At 61.0% G+C, this 16465-nt stretch carries 11 protein-coding genes and 1 pseudogene; 4 read left to right on the top strand and 8 right to left on the bottom strand.

Annotated elements, in window-relative coordinates; genetic code table 11:
• Positions 1-100: 100 nt before the first annotated feature.
• Positions 101-1039 (bottom strand): radical SAM protein, encoded by a 939-nt coding sequence (locus tag I2E45_RS09670; RefSeq protein WP_195445908.1) that lies wholly within the window; start codon positions 1037-1039, stop codon positions 101-103.
• Positions 1040-1565: 526 nt separating this feature from the next.
• On the opposite strand from I2E45_RS09670, the gene I2E45_RS09665 reads away from it, so the two are divergent.
• Positions 1566-2765, top strand: coding sequence for an MraY family glycosyltransferase (locus I2E45_RS09665; protein WP_195241117.1), 1200 nt, complete (start codon positions 1566-1568; stop codon positions 2763-2765).
• 170 nt (positions 2766-2935) lie between these two features.
• On the top strand, positions 2936-3985 hold the full coding sequence (gene trpS, locus I2E45_RS09660; RefSeq protein ID WP_195445907.1) for a tryptophan--tRNA ligase: 1050 nt from the start codon (positions 2936-2938) through the stop codon (positions 3983-3985).
• 335 nt (positions 3986-4320) lie between these two features.
• Here the strand turns inward: trpS and I2E45_RS09655 are convergent.
• The 6 genes and pseudogenes from I2E45_RS09655 to I2E45_RS09630 all read right to left on the bottom strand — a co-directional run bounded on the left by I2E45_RS09655 (position 4321) and on the right by I2E45_RS09630 (position 10752).
• Positions 4321-4640, bottom strand: a pseudogene (locus tag I2E45_RS09655) (MGMT family protein).
• A 79-nt stretch (positions 4641-4719) separates the two neighbouring features.
• The gene (locus I2E45_RS09650) at positions 4720-5574 is read right to left on the bottom strand and encodes a DegV family protein (RefSeq protein ID WP_195445906.1); all 855 of its coding nucleotides are present in this window, start codon (positions 5572-5574) and stop codon (positions 4720-4722) included.
• A gap of 119 nt (positions 5575-5693) precedes the next feature.
• Positions 5694-6143 carry a MarR family winged helix-turn-helix transcriptional regulator gene (locus tag I2E45_RS09645; RefSeq protein ID WP_022093866.1) on the bottom strand — a complete coding sequence of 150 codons (450 nt, stop codon included), beginning with the start codon at positions 6141-6143 and terminating at the stop codon, positions 5694-5696.
• A 170-nt stretch (positions 6144-6313) separates the two neighbouring features.
• A complete protein-coding gene (locus I2E45_RS09640; RefSeq protein ID WP_195445905.1) occupies positions 6314-7033 on the bottom strand; it encodes a B3/B4 domain-containing protein in 720 nt (239 codons plus the stop codon).
• A 225-nt stretch (positions 7034-7258) separates the two neighbouring features.
• Positions 7259-8929 carry a phosphoenolpyruvate carboxykinase (ATP) gene (gene pckA, locus I2E45_RS09635; RefSeq protein ID WP_195445904.1) on the bottom strand — a complete coding sequence of 557 codons (1671 nt, stop codon included), beginning with the start codon at positions 8927-8929 and terminating at the stop codon, positions 7259-7261.
• 158 nt (positions 8930-9087) lie between these two features.
• Positions 9088-10752, bottom strand: a complete 1665-nt coding sequence (locus I2E45_RS09630; RefSeq protein ID WP_229058930.1) for an L-lactate permease — start codon at positions 10750-10752, stop codon at positions 9088-9090.
• A 179-nt stretch (positions 10753-10931) separates the two neighbouring features.
• On the opposite strand from I2E45_RS09630, the gene I2E45_RS09625 reads away from it, so the two are divergent.
• Positions 10932-12512 carry a lipopolysaccharide biosynthesis protein gene (locus I2E45_RS09625; RefSeq protein WP_324249339.1) on the top strand — a complete coding sequence of 527 codons (1581 nt, stop codon included), beginning with the start codon at positions 10932-10934 and terminating at the stop codon, positions 12510-12512.
• A 308-nt stretch (positions 12513-12820) separates the two neighbouring features.
• Here the strand turns inward: I2E45_RS09625 and I2E45_RS09620 are convergent, their stop codons facing one another.
• Complete coding sequence (locus tag I2E45_RS09620) at positions 12821-13660, bottom strand: metallophosphoesterase family protein (protein WP_195445903.1); 840 nt, start codon at positions 13658-13660, stop codon at positions 12821-12823.
• A 253-nt stretch (positions 13661-13913) separates the two neighbouring features.
• Between I2E45_RS09620 and I2E45_RS09615 the strand changes: the two genes are divergently transcribed.
• Entirely contained in the window at positions 13914-15515 is a 1602-nt protein-coding gene (locus tag I2E45_RS09615; RefSeq protein WP_195445902.1) for a potassium/proton antiporter, read from the top strand.
• The last annotated feature ends 950 nt before the right edge of the window (positions 15516-16465 follow it).

The raw sequence follows: 16465 nt of genomic DNA, 5'->3' as shown, positions 1-16465 counted from the left end.
GGGGGCGCCGGGCGCCCGGATGCGTCATGCCGAAATGGCGCGAAGCACGCGGTTGACAAAACTATAGAGACACGTCCCAGAAAAATCATCGGCGAACGCACTACTTTGCGCTGGTGAGGACGCCGGTGGTGTCGAACGCTGGGGTAAAGCTCTCGTCTACCGCGCCGCCCTCTTGCCAAAACATCGTCGTAAAGCCCAGGTCGTCGGCATGGTCGAGTACCTGCTCGTACTCCTCGCGCGTCACGGCGCGCGCCAGGTCGCCGCCCTGCTCTCGCATGAGCGCATTGGGCGTGTACTGGTTCATGACCGAGATCGGCACGTCGCCCACCGTCTGCCACACCAGGTCCAGCACGCGGCATGAATCGTCTGCATGTCCCGGCAGCACCAGATGGCGCACGATGATGCCGCGCTTCATGAGCCCGCCCTCGTCCACCAGCTCTCCCCCGCGGCGATCGATCTCGCGCGCCATCTGGGCCAGACCCGACACGGCCACGCGCGGATAGTCCTTAATATGAGAAAGCGACTGCGCAAGCCCGGCATCGGCATATTTAAAGTCGGTGAGCCACACATCGACCAGGTCGCCCAGCGCCGCCACGGCACTCGCGCGCTCGTAACCACTCGTGTTGTAGACGATCGGGATGACCAGCCCGCGCGTCCGTGCCGCGGCGATCGCAGCAGGCAACAGGTGCGCATAGTGCGTCGCCGTCACCAAATTGATGTTGTTGGCACCCTGGTCCTGCAGCTCCAGCATAATCTCGACCAGGCGCTCAGGCGAAATCTCAAGGCCAAAATTGCCGGTCGAGATCTCGTGGTTCTGGCAGTAGATACATTTAAGCGAGCAGCCGCTAAAGAAGATCGTGCCCGAACCGGCCTCACCCGAGATAGGCGGCTCCTCCCACATATGAAGCGCCGCGCGGGCCACCCTGAGCGTGTCGTTAGCACCGCATACGCCGCGCGCGCCCTCATCGCGCGCCGCACCGCAACGGCGCGGACACAAATGGCAGGCGGGCGAAAAAAGTTCGGTCAACGACGTCGGCATAAAAACATGCTCCAAAACAACGATTCAGCAGCTCAAACGTAAAGGGCCAGGCCGCGTAGACGACTCCGTCCCTAAGGCGCCGTAATCGTCCGACACGATTTTTGTAATGTCAAGACTGGAATCCACAAAGTGCCGCTTTATGATGTAGGTATTCCGCCCCCCGCGGAGCAACTGGGTGAACCGTCGCGTTTATTTAGGGAGCCCACACAGTCGTGCCTAGTACAGGTATCCTTCGTTGTTAAGGACGCTGGAACAGTCGATGAGGGCACCCACCTGTTTTAGGTGGGTTCATTTTCGTAACGTGGGGGGTGGTTTTCTTTTGCCGAAAATCGCCATTACAGTCCATATGGATCCCCGCCGGCATCCCGACAAGCCATCGACAACATCCCAATATCTGGTAAGCGCGTGATTATCGCTGCGTGCAATTACATGCACCCCCCTTGGTCGAGTATTATGGTTCGGCTATGCCCTTTGCGCATGGCGTTCTTCTGACCTTTTCCTTCGACGCTTGGCGGTTTTTAGATTCATGGCTTCATCCCCGAGCTACATACCGTACCTATGCGTGGCAGCGGCGGCCTTTATCACGACCTTCCTCGCGGTGCCCCTGGTCAAGCGCTTGGCAATTAAACTCGATGCCGTCGACTATCCTTCTAAGCGCCGCATCAACACCAAGCCCATCCCGCGTTTGGGCGGAACGGCGGTGTTTTTGGGCCTGGTAGTTGCCTGCATTGTGCAAATCCTAGGCACCTGGCACCTAGGCTGGCCACCCGTCCTGGTGCCGCACCCGCGCCTTCACATTAGCTATCCCATGCTGGCGCTCTCCTTTACCGTCATCTTTGCGACCGGCGCTATCGACGACGTCTTCCAGCTCAAGCCCAAGCAAAAGCTGGCCGGACAGGTCCTCGCCGCGCTCATCGCCTGTATCGGCGGCCTAAAAATCGGCGTCATCGTCAACCCGTTTGCCCCCGGCGAGATCATGCTCGGATGGCTCGCCTACCCCATCACCGTAATCTATCTGGTGGCATTCACCAACATCATTAACCTCATCGACGGCCTCGACGGCTTGGCCACGGGCATCTGCGGCATTGCCTCGTTCACCATGTTTTCGATGGCCGTTCTCTCGGGCCGCATCGACGCCGCCGCGCTCTCCATTGCGCTCTTTGGCGCCTGTCTGGCCTTTTTGCGCTACAACTTCAACCCCGCAAGCATCTTCTTGGGCGACTCGGGGTCGCTGCTTCTGGGCTTTGCACTGGGCTCCATCTCGCTGCTCAACGTGAGCCGCACCGCCGCGCTCACCTCGCTTATCATCCCGCTCATCGTTGCCGGCGTGCCCATCATCGACACGTTTAGCGCCATCGTGCGCCGCAGGCGCGCCCACATTAGCATCGGGCAGGCCGACAAGGGCCACATCCACCACCGCCTAATCCAAGAAGGCTACAACCAAAAACAGGCCGTGCTGCTCATCTATGCCTGGTGCATCATGCTTTCGGCCGGCGCCGCCGCGATTAACCAGGTCGAGGTGCCCATGCGTGTGCTCATCTTTACCGTGCTCGCCATTGGCTCGGCGGCCTTTGCCAAACATCTACATCTGTTTGAGCCCGTGCTGCGCCACCATTACAACAAGCGCACGCACGAGGACGAGCTCGTCACCCCCGACGACCCCGCCTTTAAGCAGGAGGAGCAGGCAGCCGAGGAGCGCAAAGAAGAGCGCCACCACAAGCTCTAGGGCAAGCTGCCGAGGATGCGCCAAGGCACCGTTAGCCAAGCGCAGCCGCGCCGCACCCATCGCACATGCCGCACCACGCGCGTCCCTCTTCCGCCCCTCGCCTACTTACGCACCACCCCTCCAATAAACGCGTTATCATCTTGACCCATGAACATACGTTAGGAGCAATCATGCCAAACGAGAACAGCTACGAAGTCGCGCTGCAAAAGAGCAACGCCATTCGCGAGGGCCTGGCCAAAACGCCCGAGAAGTTCACCATGCTCACCGGCGACCGCCCCACCGGCCGTCTGCACCTGGGCCACTACTTCGGCACCCTCAAGGGCCGTGTTGAGCTGCAGAACATGGGCGCCAAGACCAACGTACTTATCGCCGACTACCAGGTCATCACTGACCGCGACACGACCGAGCACATCCAGGACAACGTGTACAACATGGTCATGGACTACCTTGCCTGCGGTATCGACCCCGACAAGACCATGATCTACGCGCACTCCGCCGTGCCCGCCGCAAACCAGCTCATGCTGCCGTTCCTGTCGCTGGTGTCCGAGGCCGAGCTGGCGCGTAACCCCACGGTCAAGGCCGAGATGGAGGCCTCGGGCCACGAGCTCACCGGCCTTCTGCTCACCTACCCGGTGCACCAGGCCTGCGACATTCTGTTCTGCAAGGGCAATGTGGTGCCCGTCGGCCGCGATCAGCTGCCGCATATCGAGCTCACCCGCACTATCGCCCGCCGCTTTAACAACCGCTATGGCAAGGTATTTCCCGAGGTCGAAGCGCTGCTGTCCGAGACCCCGCTGCTGCCCGGCCTGGACGGTCGCAAGATGAGCAAGAGCTACGGCAACGCCATCAACATCTCGATGACCGCCGAGGAGACGGCCAAGCGCATCAAGAAGAGCCAGACCGACTCTGAGCGCATGATCACGTTTGATCCCGAGAACCGCCCCGGCGTATCCGGCCTGCTCTCGACGGCTGCCATCTGCACCGGTCGTTCCGAGGTCGAGATTGCCGAGGAGATCGGCATGGGCGGCTCCGGCCAGCTCAAGAAGTACGTGACCGAGGCCGTCAACGAGTACTTCGCTCCAATCCGTGAGCGTCGCCAGCGCTACGAGAACGACCTGGATTACGTGAAGGACGTGCTGCACGAGGGCAATCGTCGCGCCAGCGAGATCGCCGAGCAGACCCTGGCCGAGGTTCGGGACGCCATGGGCATGGTGTACTAGGCAAAGCGCTTTCGCACAACATAGACGGTGAGGCTGACCCCTCACCGAAACAGGAACAGGCCCGCTGGCAGTTAGTTGCCAGCGGGCCTGTTCCCGAAGTACACCGTTGAATCGCACAGAGGGGAGGGATGCGAATCAAACTCAACAGGGCAGGCTTTTTCATCGCCTATTGCCTGCTCCGTTGCTGAAACCAATATAGTTCACCGTGGTTTACTTTCTAGCGTCAATATGCGCCGCCATACCTTCTCCATAAGTTAGCTCCGGTAAACCTGCAGCGGAAAACCACCACAAAGGGGACAGGCACCTTTGTGGTGGTTTTGGCCACGGCAGAGCAGTTAGAGCCCGGCAGGCCAGCGACAGGCGCCCAGATCGACGTGCATGTCGTCCTTAAACGCCACACCCTCCCCCAGCAAAAGCTCACGCTGGGCATCGGGGCCGCCAAACGCAAAGCCCTCACAAATACGGCCATCGGCAAACACCACGCGGTGACGGGGATTTGGCCAGGGCGCGGATTGCTGTGCAGCGCATACCCCACGTACCGCGCACTTCGTGGACGACCGGCAAGCAACGCCACCTGACCATACGTGGCGACCATCCCCTCAGGGATCTGCTCGACCACCTCGTACACCCGCTCAAAAAAGCCCTCAGACGCCATCGCATGCTCCCTTCAACCGGTACCAGCATAAACCACCACAAAGGTGCCTGTCCCCTTTGTGGTGGTTTTGACCGGATAGCTAGTTGGCGGGGCGGAAGAAGGCTACGGCTACGGCGCCGGGACCCACATGGGTGCCGATAGTGGCGCCGATGGTATGGATGGGAAGCTCGCTCTCGGTATGGCCGGCCCACAGCGCGGCGCTGTCCTCGATGTACTTCTTAAGTACCGCGTCCGAAAGGCCCGTATAGCCGAGCGCCAGCGGCATGGAGAAGTCGACGCCGCCCGCCTTTTCGACCTTCTGGTTGAGCAGGTTACGGCCGTTCTTGGAACCGCGCGCCTTGCCCAACTGCACGATGAGGCCGTCCTCGGCGGCCACGACCGGCTTCACGTTGAGCAGCGTACCCACGGCGCCGGCCGCGGCAGACAGACGGCCTCCGCGCACCAGGTACTCCAGCGTCTCGAGCAGGCCGATAACCACCACACGGTCGCGCACGGCCTCGACCGCCGCCGCGATCTGGGCCGCACTACGGCCATCGTCCACCAGGCGCAGCGCATACTCGACCAGCACGCGCTCGCCCAAGGTCACGTTATTGCTGTCCACGACGAACACGTCGCCGCCTGGCGCCTCGGCAAGTGCGGTACGAGCACTCTGATTGGTGCCCGAAAGCTTGGCGCCCACGGTAATAATCACGGCCTCGTCGCCGGCCTCACGCGCCTCGGCAATCGTCTGCGAAAACGCGTACGGGTTGACCTGGCCGGTCTTGGGCAGCTCATCGCGCTCCACGAGCATCTCGTAAAAGCGCTGGTGATCGATGTCGACACCATCCATATACACGTCGGAGCCAAAGGTGACGGACAGCGGCAGAACACGCAGAGCGGGGTGCTCAGCCGGCGTCATATCGCTCGCGGAATCGGTAATAATGCGGACGGACATAGCGAATCCTTTCTTGCGCGGACCTCGCGCGGGGAATTTTGACAGCAATGCCCCGGCACGGTATACGCGCTCAAACGGGACTATGCAGTTGTTAATGGGAAGCAAATGCCTTGGCGGCCTTAGATCTCGCGCAGGGTGTTGAGAATCGTACGCAGCGACGCATACATCTGCTCGCGCTGCTCCACGCCCATGGCCTTACCGGTGGTGTCGAGCACTTCGCGAATGATGCGGTCGGCCTCGCTCATGCTCTCGCCGCCCAGGGCAGTCAGGCGAACCGGAGCGCGGTACTTGACGGCAGCATCGCCCGAGTCGTCGACCTCGACGTAGCCGCCCTCCTCCAGATGTGCCAGTGTGCGCGAAACGGCGGCACGGGTAACGCCAGCCATACGGGCGAGGTCGGCGCCAGTCAGGCCGTCCTTGCTGCGCTCAAGATAGTACAGGCACATGACGTCGGAGCCCTTAAGGCCGAGCCTTGCGCCCTCGGACGTCTTGATGCGCTGAATCTCCTTGTAGAGGCCGCTGATCAGTCCGACAAAGTCCTCAAAACGTGTCTCGTCGTTCTGCTGCATGGGAGACGACCGCCTTTCGCTTGCATGATGCTAACGGGTAAACATCTTAGCCGCATGTCCGGACCCCCGTACCCAAATATCCGATTTGTTAACCCATCAACATAAAAACCACCACAAAGGGGACAGGCACCTTTGTGGTGGTTTGGGGCATCAATAGGTTCTAGGCGCCGCTATAGCTCCACGCAGGGATTGTCGCAGGTCACTAGGGTCTTAACGACGACCGTCGCTCCCAGATAGCGCTCGAGCAGCTCGGCCAAGCGATCGATCGCGGCCTGGCAATCCCCCATCCGCTCGGGCTCCACGCACTCAATCGCCAGAAATGCGTCGGCCGAATCGTCGGACAGCGCCGTGCGAACGCCATCGCGCCAGTTCCAGCAACGGCACACGGCGCCCGCATCATCGATATAGGCAAGCTCACCAGGCAGCGTCGGATCATCTGCCTCCTCGCCAAGTGGCAAGAACGCGTCGCCGCCGTCGGTCACCGCCAGGCGCAGATTGCCCTCAATAGCATGCAAATCCTCACCGCCAACGGGCAACGCATAAGTCAACGAAATCGTGTTGTAGATATCCACCGCCGGCGTAATGTGGCCGACCGGCTTGCCTTTGAGCACGCGCTTGAGCAGGTTCTCAACTGAGCAACGCGCGCCCTTCTTGGTCTTGAACAGGCGATACGCCTCGCGCCATGCCTTAACCGGCGCGTTTTCGCTGATGGTATCACTCGTCAGGTAACGCTTCGCATCGATATTAGCGCGGTCGAGCAGCGCGGCAATCGCATCCACGTCCTCCTGGGGAATCTGAGCCGCAGGCTTCATGCCCTTTACGACCACGACGCCGACCGCCGCCTGCGGAAACAGCTCCCAAAATGAATCCTCGGCAACAAAGCCCTTCATACGCTCTCCCTTCATTGTGCACGCCCGAGCGAGGGCGCCTAAACAAAAAGCGCCCTCACAGCGGCCACCTTCAAAGTCCTACGGTGCCGCCACAAGAGCGCTTACGCTGCCCCCATCCGGAGAAGGGGGCGATATGTCAGGCGTATTGTAACCTGAGTCATCCGCGCGAGCAAAACCACCACAAAGGTGCCTGTCCCCTTTGTGGTGGTTTTGGGTCTGAGGCGACTAGTGGCGGAGTCCCAGCAGGCCGCGGCCGCGATGACGGGCCTCGGCGGACACCTGGGCGTGCGGGCCGGCGGCTTTGACGGACTCGGGCAGGTGCGAGTACTTCTTCTCGAAGTTCTCCTCGAACATCACCGCCAGGTTGTGCGCTGCCTCGTCGTAGCGCGCGGTGCTCTGCCAGTACTGGCGCGGCACCAGGATGCTGTCGGGCACACCGTGGCACGTAGTGGGAATGTCGACATTAAAGATATCGTCGTGCACAAACTCGCTGTCCTCGATGGTACCGTCGAGGGCGCGAGCGACCAGTGAGCGCGTGTAGGCCAGCTCGATGCGATGACCCACGCCGTAGCCGCCGCCGATCCAGCCGGTATTGACCAGATAGACGCGGGTGCGACCGTCGGCGATACGCTCGCCGAGCATCTTGGCGTAGACCATGGGGTCGAGCGGCATAAACGGCTCGCCAAACAGCGAGGAGAACGTGGGCGTGGGCTCGGTGACGCCGACCTCGGTGCCGGGGATCTTGGCCGTAAAGCCCGTCACAAAGTGATACATGGCGGCATCGGCCGTCAGGCGTGAGATGGGCGGCAACACGCCAAAGGCATCGCAGGTCAAAAACAGCACGACGCTCGGGGTGGTGCCCATGCCCTTGGTCCACGCGTTGGGAATATGCTCGACGGGATAAGCCACGCGCGTGTTGTGCGTGATCGAGACGTCATCGTAGTTGGGCTTGCGATTCTCGTCGAGCACCACGTTTTCGCAGATGGCGCCAAAGCGAACGGCGTTGAAGATCTCGGGCTCGTGGAACGCGTCCAAGCCCTCGCACTTGGCGTAGCAGCCGCCCTCGACGTTAAAGATGCCCATGTCGGACCAGCCGTGCTCGTCATCGCCGATCAGCAGGCGCGTGGGGTTGGCCGAAAGCGTGGTCTTACCGGTGCCGGACAGGCCAAAGAACACGGCGGTCTCATGCGTGACGGGGTCCATACTGGCCGAGCAATGCATGGGCAGAACATCGTCCTCGACGGGCAGCAGGTAATTCATAACGCTGAAGATAGACTTTTTGATTTCGCCGGAGTAGCCGGTGCCAGCGACCAGAATCACGCGCTCCTGGAAGTTGATGACCACCGCGGCGCTGGAGTTGAGGCCCTTGATGGCAGGGTCGCACTGGTAGCCCGGCGCGGCGAGCACGCAGAAGTCCGGCTCGCCGGCACGCGCGATTTCGCGGGCGAGCGGGCGGGCGAGCATCTGCTTGATGAAGAGCGCCTGACTTGCGCGCTCGCAGGCAACAAGCAGTCGGCGCGTGTGATTACGATCGGCACCAGCCATACCGCGAGTGACGAACACGTCGCGCTCGTTGAGATAGTCGACGATGCCGGCCTTGATGGCCTCGTAGCTCTCGGCAGAAAGCGGGCGGTTGACGGCACCCCAGGCAATCTTGTCGTGCACGTCGGGCGTATCAACAATAAAGCGGTCGTTGGGCGAGCGGCCAGTGCGCTCTCCCGTCTCGATCACCAGTGCGCCGTTGGAGGCCATGCGGCCTTCTTCGCGACGAATGGCATGCTCGACGAGCTCTGCCGCCGGCAGGTCCACCAGCAGGCGGGGTTGATTCTCGGCGGGATCTTCGACCAACGTAATGCCAAAGTTGGGCAGAACTTCTGCAGGGGTAACACCAGGCATGGGGCCTCCTTTAAAAGCGCGACACGTGGACACGGCGCGCACTTTACTCACGTAAAGCCCGTTGTACCCGATATGCAAAAACGTTTTTGCGGCAACGGCGAAGCGCCCGCTCAACGGTCAAAAATCGCACGCAAGCGGCCTAGTCATTGGGGACGTTCTTAAACGACTAGTCGTTGGGGACACTCTTGAACAGGCAACAGCCAAGGAGTGTCCCCAGATGCCGGCACATAAGGAACGTCCCCAAGTGCCGACTGCAGCGGCAGGTTTTGGCCGAACATGGCGATGGCGCTCATGAGGACCAGCATGCCAGCGGCGTAGGGCAGCACTGCGCCCAGGAGCTCGGCGTCCTTACCGCGCACGTGCACGGCAGCAAGACCAATGGCGAGGGTCTGCGGCGAGATCATCTTGCCGGCGGCGACACCCAGGGCGTTCAGCGCGACCATCCAGTAGTCACTCACGTCCAGCGCCGTAGCCGCCTGGCTCTGGATGGGACCAAACAGCATGCCCGACGACGTGCCCGAACCGGTCACGAACGCACCGACGGCACCGATCCACGGGGCCAGAATCGGGTACAGACCACCGGCGACGGCGATGCAGAACGCGCTGATCGACGAGATCATGCCTGCATAGCCCATCACCTTGGCACAGCCCAGCACCGAAAGCATGGTAATGACCGTCGGCATCATCTGCTTGACGGTCGCGGCCAGCACCTCGCCCATCAGACGCGGCGAAGCGCCCTGAATCGCGCCACCGACAAACGCGGCCAGGAAAATCCAAACACCCGGCGTGTTAATCCACGAAAACGTAAGCGCACCGGGGTTCTCGCCGCAATACACCTGCACGTGGCTCGCAAACGGCGCGAGCGCGGCGTGCACGGCGGGCACCAGGTTGGAGGTACCCAACAGCAGCACAAAAATCAGGATGAAGCACGACCAGGCAGAAAGCGCCGACTTAACGGTGAGCTGTTCGCCGGCCTCGATATTCATATGGAAGCGCGCGTCCAGATGACCGGACTTCTCGGCGCGCATGGCAAGCGCGGCGGTCAGTGCGAGCGACACGATGGAGCCCACGACCACGGCAAGCTCGGGGCCCACAAACATGGCAACGACCAGGGCCGTACCAACAAAGGACACACCGGAAAGCAGTGCCACGCCGGCAACGCCGTGCAGACGCTCGCTCACGCTTGCAACATTGCCCTGGCCATCGGCGACACGGCCCGCAACCAGCACAATAAGCAGCGGCATCGCCACAAAGAAGGGCGCAAGCTGCGCCAGCTGAACGGTCGCCAGATGCAGGGAATCCAGACCCACCAGGTCGGCAACGGACACCGTGGGGATGCCAATGGAGCCGTAGGGCGTGGGCACGCCGTTGGCCAGCAGGCAAATCAGAACGGCAGGCACGGCCTCAAAACCAAGGCCCGCGAGCATGCCGGCGGGAATGGCAACGGCGGTACCAAAGCCGGCCATGCCCTCCATAAAACCGCCGAAGCACCAGGCCACGAGCAGCGCCAGCAGACGACGATCGCTGCTGATGGAGGTGATCATGCTGCCAATCACGTCCATGGCGCCCGTGCGCACACACAGGTTATACGTGAACACCGCGGCAATAATCACGAGCACGATGGGCCACAGGGCCATCAAAAAGCCCTCGAGCGAGGCCGTGGCTATCTGCGCCGCCGGCAGATGCCACCACGCAAAGGCGAGCACGCACGAAAGGGCGAACGAGCCAATGGCGGCCTTCCAAGCCGGCCATTTAAAGCACAGCAGCATCACAACGAGCCAGATGATCGGCACAAGAGCCAGCAAAAACGCAGCGACATCCATGGGTAAAAACTCCTTGGTACCGCGCAAGCGGCATCGGGGGGTCACAAAACTTCAACAGGATACCGCACGTTTACCGACAAATTACAGCCGCCCGCCGAAATTATTGAACAATCCGTTCAAAAACACGAACGAACACCGTCGCGTCTATACTAAAGCGCAGCAATAGAAAGGACTCCGCTTTGAGCATCACGCCCCTCGATAGCATTCGCCGCGCCATCGCCCGCCGCAACGGCGTCTCCAACCCCGCTGCATCGAGAGACGGCGCCGCGAAGGCCCAGGGCGGCCGCATCGAGAACGGCCTCTTCCCTGCCTCGCACACTGCCGAGGAACTCGCACGCATCCAAGAGCTGAGTCAGCGCAACGCCGGCGGGCCCGATAGCAGCCAAGCCACACGTCGCCGGCGCGAACGCGATCGCAAGCCCGGCCCCGTCCGCCGCATGGTCAACGCTTGGTGGAACCGTCTGCTCGGTGCCGTCTACGGCGGCGGCTTCTCCATGCAGGAAGCGGAATACGAGGAGCACGCCACCCGCCGCGATTACCTTTGGAACGCTCTCGGCACCGCCGTGTGGGGCTTGGCGTTTCCGCTGCTCACCATCGTGTCCACACAGCTCGTGGGCGCCGAAGAAGCCGGCAAGTTCTCCATCGCCTTTGTCACCGGCACGCTCATCATGATCGCATGCAACTACGGCGTGCGCAATTTCCAGGTCTCGGACATCGACGAAAAGACGTCCTTCGCCTCCTACCAGCTCAATCGTTGGATCTGCGGAGCGCTCGCCCTAGGCTGCGGCCTCATGTATAGCAGCGCCCGCGGCTATGACGCGCAGATGGCGACGATCGGCCTGGGCGTCTACCTGTATAAGGTCATCGACGGCGTCGCCGACGTGTACGAAGGCCGCCTGCAGCAGGCCGACAAGCTCTACTTGGCTGGAATGAGTCAAACGCTACGCTCCGTCGGCGTCATCGCGGTCTTCAGCGTGGCGCTGTTCTTCACGCGCAGCATGCCCATCGCGGCCATGGCCATGGGCATCGCCGCAATCGCCTCGCTCGTGCTGGTCACCGCGCCGCTCGCCCTGCTCGAGACCGAAAAATCGCGCCGCGTAAACCTGCGCGAGGTCGGCCACCTGTTTGTCCAGTGCGCCCCACTCTTTGGCGCGCTATTCCTGTTCAACCTTATCGAAAGCATGCCCAAGTTTGTGATGGAAGGAACACTGGCCTACAAATACCAGCTGTACTTTAATGCCCTGTTTTTTCCAGCTCAGGCTATTCTGTTGAGCATTGGATTTGTCTATAAACCGCAGCTCCTGCGCTTGTCGAGCATTTGGGCTAATCCTCGTAAGCGTCATCGCTTTGACCTGATTATTGTTGCCGTTATGGCGCTGATCGTGGTCATCACCGGCGTGTGCGCCGCATTTATGGCAGGTCCCGGTATTCCCCTCATGAGCTTTATGTACGGTCTCAGCTTTGAACGCTACCGTACGCTGGCGCTGCTGATGGTCGTCGCCGGCGGCGTCACCGCGGCCATCGACTTTATCTACGCCATCATCACGGTGCTGCGCCACGCTGGAGACGTCACCAAGATCTACCTGATCTGCTTTGCCGTGAGCGTGGTGCTCCCGGTGATTCTGATCAATCTGCTCGGCCTGATGGGCGCCGTCGTGAGCTACCTAGCCATCATGGCCCTACTGCTGGTACTGTTGATTATCGAGTACGCCCACATCCGCCAACGCATAGAGAGGGACCGGAATCCGTACGGCGCCTAATTGCGGCGATGGGAGAAGCTAATTTGCGGTGGAATCACCCCGGCTGGAGTCTCGTTGCGGACATGCAAAACTAAGTGAGTAGACTTTTACCGAATCCCGGACCACACCGACAAAGCACAAGTCCGTGACCTGCGGTTTTATTGAGGCAAATATGTTGGGTGCTCGGCATTTCCAAAAAAGTCTACTCACTTAGCCAGCGGGCAGCCAAATGATTATCTAATCCCCGTCCCTGAAAAATCAATTTGCGGGCAGAAGGACAAAAGTAGTCAAAAAAGGCCCCGTCCAAAATTAGCTACCCCTTGCACCGATTATTCGCCCGGGTTGATGTTCGCGTAGAACTCCGCCCCATCATCGAGCCGCAGGATGCCCACACGACCGAACTCGGAGCCGGTGGCGGCGGCGCAGTCGATGTCGATGCGATCGGGCACACCGGCGGCATCCTCGCCGCCCAGGCGCACGATCTGCCCGCGGCCCGACTCCTCGTCGAGCCCCGCAAGACCACCGACCTCGCAATAACGCCCAAGCGATACCGTGGGCGTGTGACCGCTCACCACGACCGGGCCCTTGCCCTCGGCAGAAAGCAGCCCGGTCGACGCATCCCAATAGCCATGACGAATCCACAGCAGGTCATCGGACGACTGCACCGCGAGCATCTGCTGCAGCAGCTCGCGATCGGCACCCACCGCTCCAACGCCATCGGCACAATCGACGCCATGCTCAAGCAAAAACGCCTGCGCCGCCTCGGTCTCAATACCGGCATGTACCAGCAGATACGGGCGCTCCTCGGTCTCGACCACCGCGTAGAGCGGCAGCGCGGCCATCCATCGCACGAGCTCCTCGTATGCCTCAAATTCCATGTCGTTGAGCTGCTCGCGCGTCGTCCAGCCACCGTTGATATCCCAGGTCTCGGCATCGAGCGGATCCTGACCAATGATGGCATCGAGCATGATCTGCTCGTGATTACCCTTGAGCACGTGGGCGTTGGGCAGCGAGCGCACGAGCTTAATAACGCCGACCGGATCGGGCCCGCGATCGATCATGTCGCCCAGCACGTACAGCGTGTCGTCGGACGTCAACGAGATCTTAGACAGGGCCTCGTCAAGCGCACGCACGTGCCCGTGAGCATCAGATGTCACATAGATCGCCATGGTACGCCTCTCCTTGCATTGCGGCCGAAGCCCGGCGCCGCAACTAAAACTTCAAGTTGAACTTAAACGTTACCCATTGTACTCCGTTGCAATAAAGCTGGAAAGGGTTTCCGAGCAGAGGCAAAGACGGCAGCCGTCTATGACGATATCGCGCATGATCGCAATCCAACCCCATAAACCCACCATCTTTGGGTACAAATAACCGCAGACAACTGACCGTGCCACGCCAACCACCCAGGAGCGGACACCATCCATGAACCAGATCCTTCTTTTTATCGGCCTCGTCATCATTTTGTGCCTGACCATCAAACCCGTCGGCAAAAAGCTCCCCTTCCCCACCCTGCTTATCTTTATCGCGCTCGGCATGCTGTTGGGCGTCAACGGCCCGGCGCATATCGACTTTGGCGACTACGCACTCACCGAAACCGTCTGCAGCACGGCGCTGCTGTTCATCATGTTCTACGGCGGCTTTAACACCAACATCGACCGCGCCAAGCCCGTCGCCGTGCCTGCGGTGCTGCTGAGCACGCTCGGCGTCGTCATCACCGCAGGCATCACCGGCGTGTTCGCCCACTTTGTGCTGGGCTTCGACTGGATCGGCGGCCTGCTGCTGGGATCGGTCGTGGCGTCCACCGACGCGGCCAGCGTCTTTAGCGTTCTGCGCGAGCACAGCCTTTCGCTGAAGGGCGGCACCGACTCGCTGCTCGAGGTCGAATCGGGCTCCAACGACCCCGTCGCCTATATGCTCACCGCCGTGCTCGCCACACTCGCGGCCGGCGGCGACATCAACATTCCCGCACTGCTGGCCAAGCAGATTATCTTGGGCGTGGGCCTGGGCCTCGCCATCGGCTGGGCGGCGGGCCGCCTGATTGAACGCGCGCACGCAACGGCCGAGGGCGCGCAGACCATCTTTTTGTTCGCCGTGGCCATCGTCGCCTACGCGCTGCCGAGCTACCTGGGCGGCAACGGATTTTTGGCCGTGTACCTGGCCGGCATTGTGCTGGGTGCGAGCGACATCACCGGCAAGGTCGAGATGGCGCACTTCTTCGATACCCTCACCGAGATGGCCGAGATGACGATCTTCTTCTTGCTCGGCCTGCTCGTAACGCCCGCACGCCTGCCGCAGATGCTGCTGCCGGGCCTGGCGCTCATGGCGTTTATGCTCTTTGTGAGCCGCCCCATCGCCGTCGGCGTGCTCCTAGCGCCCTTTAAGACGAACCCTCGCCAGGTTGCGCTCGTAAGCTGGGCGGGTCTGCGCGGCGCGGCTTCGGTCGTGTTTAGCCTCTTTACCGTGGTGGCCGGTGTTCCTGGCGGTCACGACCTGTTTGACCTGGTATTTGTGATTGCCGTGTCGAGCATTGTGGTGCAGGGCTCGCTGCTACCGGCGGTGGCGAAAAAGCTCAATATGATCGACGCGGAAGGCGACGTGCGCCGTACGTTTAACGATTACCGCGACGAGGACGGCATGTCGTTTGTCAAGTTCAAGGTGGGCGCGGGCCATCCGTTTTCCGGACGCTCGCTCGCCGATATTGGCAGCGCCACGGACATGCTCGTCGTCCTGGTGCTGCGCGATGGCGCGCACCCGGTGCTGCCCAATGGCGATACCGTGATTGAGGAAGGCGACCTATTGGTGATGGCTGCCCCGACGTTTGAAGAGCGTGCCGAGGTTACGCTGCGCGAGGTCACCGTGACGCCCCACGGTCGCCTGGCCGGCCAGCGCCTGCGCGACGTGCCGCAAGGCAAGCATCCGTTTATTGTGGTGATGCTCAAGCGCGACGGCCAAACGATCATCCCAGACGGCAACACCCTCATATACGCCGGCGACGAAGCCGTCATCGCCACACTGGCATCGTAGCCATCCCCACCCATAAGTTGCGGTGAAATAGGGATTGAATAGGCTTCTGAACAGCCATTTCAGTCCCTATTTCACCGCAAGTTATTGAGGGGATAGGTTGAAAAACATTTGAATTGACACCGAAATGAAAAAAGCCGGGAAAACGTCCCCGGCACTTGGAAGCCCTCTCTTTTGAGATGACCGATTTCTTTATATCACGAACGCTAGTTAGATGCCATTCATTGAGGGCTTTATCAGGCGCGCCATCCCATCCCATCCACATGGCGCCATTTGAAAGCCGTCCGATCTCATGCTATAAAGAAATCGGTACCCTCTAAAAGAGGGGCCTCCAAGAGCCGGGGTCTTACACCCGGCATTTTTTGTGCGTAAAGTCACCGCAGCCCCTGCCTTGCCCCTAAGAGGGGCGGGGTAGCCGTCCCGAATTGGCTACATTTGAGCATCAATCGCCCCGGCTGGGGTCTCGTTGCGGACAATTAGCGTCTCTCAAAACTAAGTGAGTAGACTTTTGTCGAATCGCCGACCACGTCTCCAAAACACAAGTCTGTGACCTGCGGGTTTGTTGAAGCAAATTAGTCGGGTGCTCAGGATTTCCAATAAAGCCTACTCACTTAGCCAGCGTGCAGTCAAAATAGAACAGTCGCGAGGTCAGTAGACTCCATTGCGACGGCTTATCGTGCATTTTCGCGCAGCTGCGGGTGCAGACGCCCCATTACAGTTTGAGTCGTCCGAAAGGGCGGCTCTTTTCCGTTGCATGGTTATACGATTGAGCCGTACCGGTGGTCGCTGGCCGACCGCCCCGGACGGCCGTCAGCCCCTGCCCCGTAGAGGGCCCGGGACGTGTTGCCGCCGGGGCGGGAGGGGCCGCGGGGAACGACTGATAGAGATGTGCCGGGCCCGGACCGGGCCACGGCCGGGTAATGTGGGTGTCGCTTCCGCGGCTTACGGCCGGC

It is taken from the genome of Collinsella aerofaciens (assembly GCF_015555045.1).
GTDB classification, from domain to species: Bacteria; Actinomycetota; Coriobacteriia; order Coriobacteriales; family Coriobacteriaceae; genus Collinsella; species Collinsella aerofaciens_W.
The sequence above is the reverse complement of the archived record's forward strand: the minus strand, read 5'-3'. Positions and strand labels throughout refer to the sequence as shown.

Excerpts from the sequence above, each read along its gene's own strand:
- I2E45_RS09615 (WP_195445902.1), top strand. The coding sequence starts at position 13,914 with ATGAACCAGATCCTTCTTTTTATCGGCCTCGTCATCATTTTGTGCCTG.
- I2E45_RS09645 (WP_022093866.1), bottom strand. The coding sequence starts at position 6,143 with ATGCAGCAGAACGACGAGACACGTTTTGAGGACTTTGTCGGACTGATC.
- I2E45_RS09620 (WP_195445903.1), bottom strand. The coding sequence starts at position 13,660 with ATGGCGATCTATGTGACATCTGATGCTCACGGGCACGTGCGTGCGCTT.
- I2E45_RS09665 (WP_195241117.1), top strand. The coding sequence starts at position 1,566 with ATGGCTTCATCCCCGAGCTACATACCGTACCTATGCGTGGCAGCGGCG.
- I2E45_RS09650 (WP_195445906.1), bottom strand. The coding sequence starts at position 5,574 with ATGTCCGTCCGCATTATTACCGATTCCGCGAGCGATATGACGCCGGCT.
- I2E45_RS09640 (WP_195445905.1), bottom strand. The coding sequence starts at position 7,033 with ATGAAGGGCTTTGTTGCCGAGGATTCATTTTGGGAGCTGTTTCCGCAG.
- I2E45_RS09670 (WP_195445908.1), bottom strand. The coding sequence starts at position 1,039 with ATGCCGACGTCGTTGACCGAACTTTTTTCGCCCGCCTGCCATTTGTGT.
- pckA (WP_195445904.1), bottom strand. The coding sequence starts at position 8,929 with ATGCCTGGTGTTACCCCTGCAGAAGTTCTGCCCAACTTTGGCATTACG.
- I2E45_RS09630 (WP_229058930.1), bottom strand. The coding sequence starts at position 10,752 with ATGGATGTCGCTGCGTTTTTGCTGGCTCTTGTGCCGATCATCTGGCTC.
- trpS (WP_195445907.1), top strand. The coding sequence starts at position 2,936 with ATGCCAAACGAGAACAGCTACGAAGTCGCGCTGCAAAAGAGCAACGCC.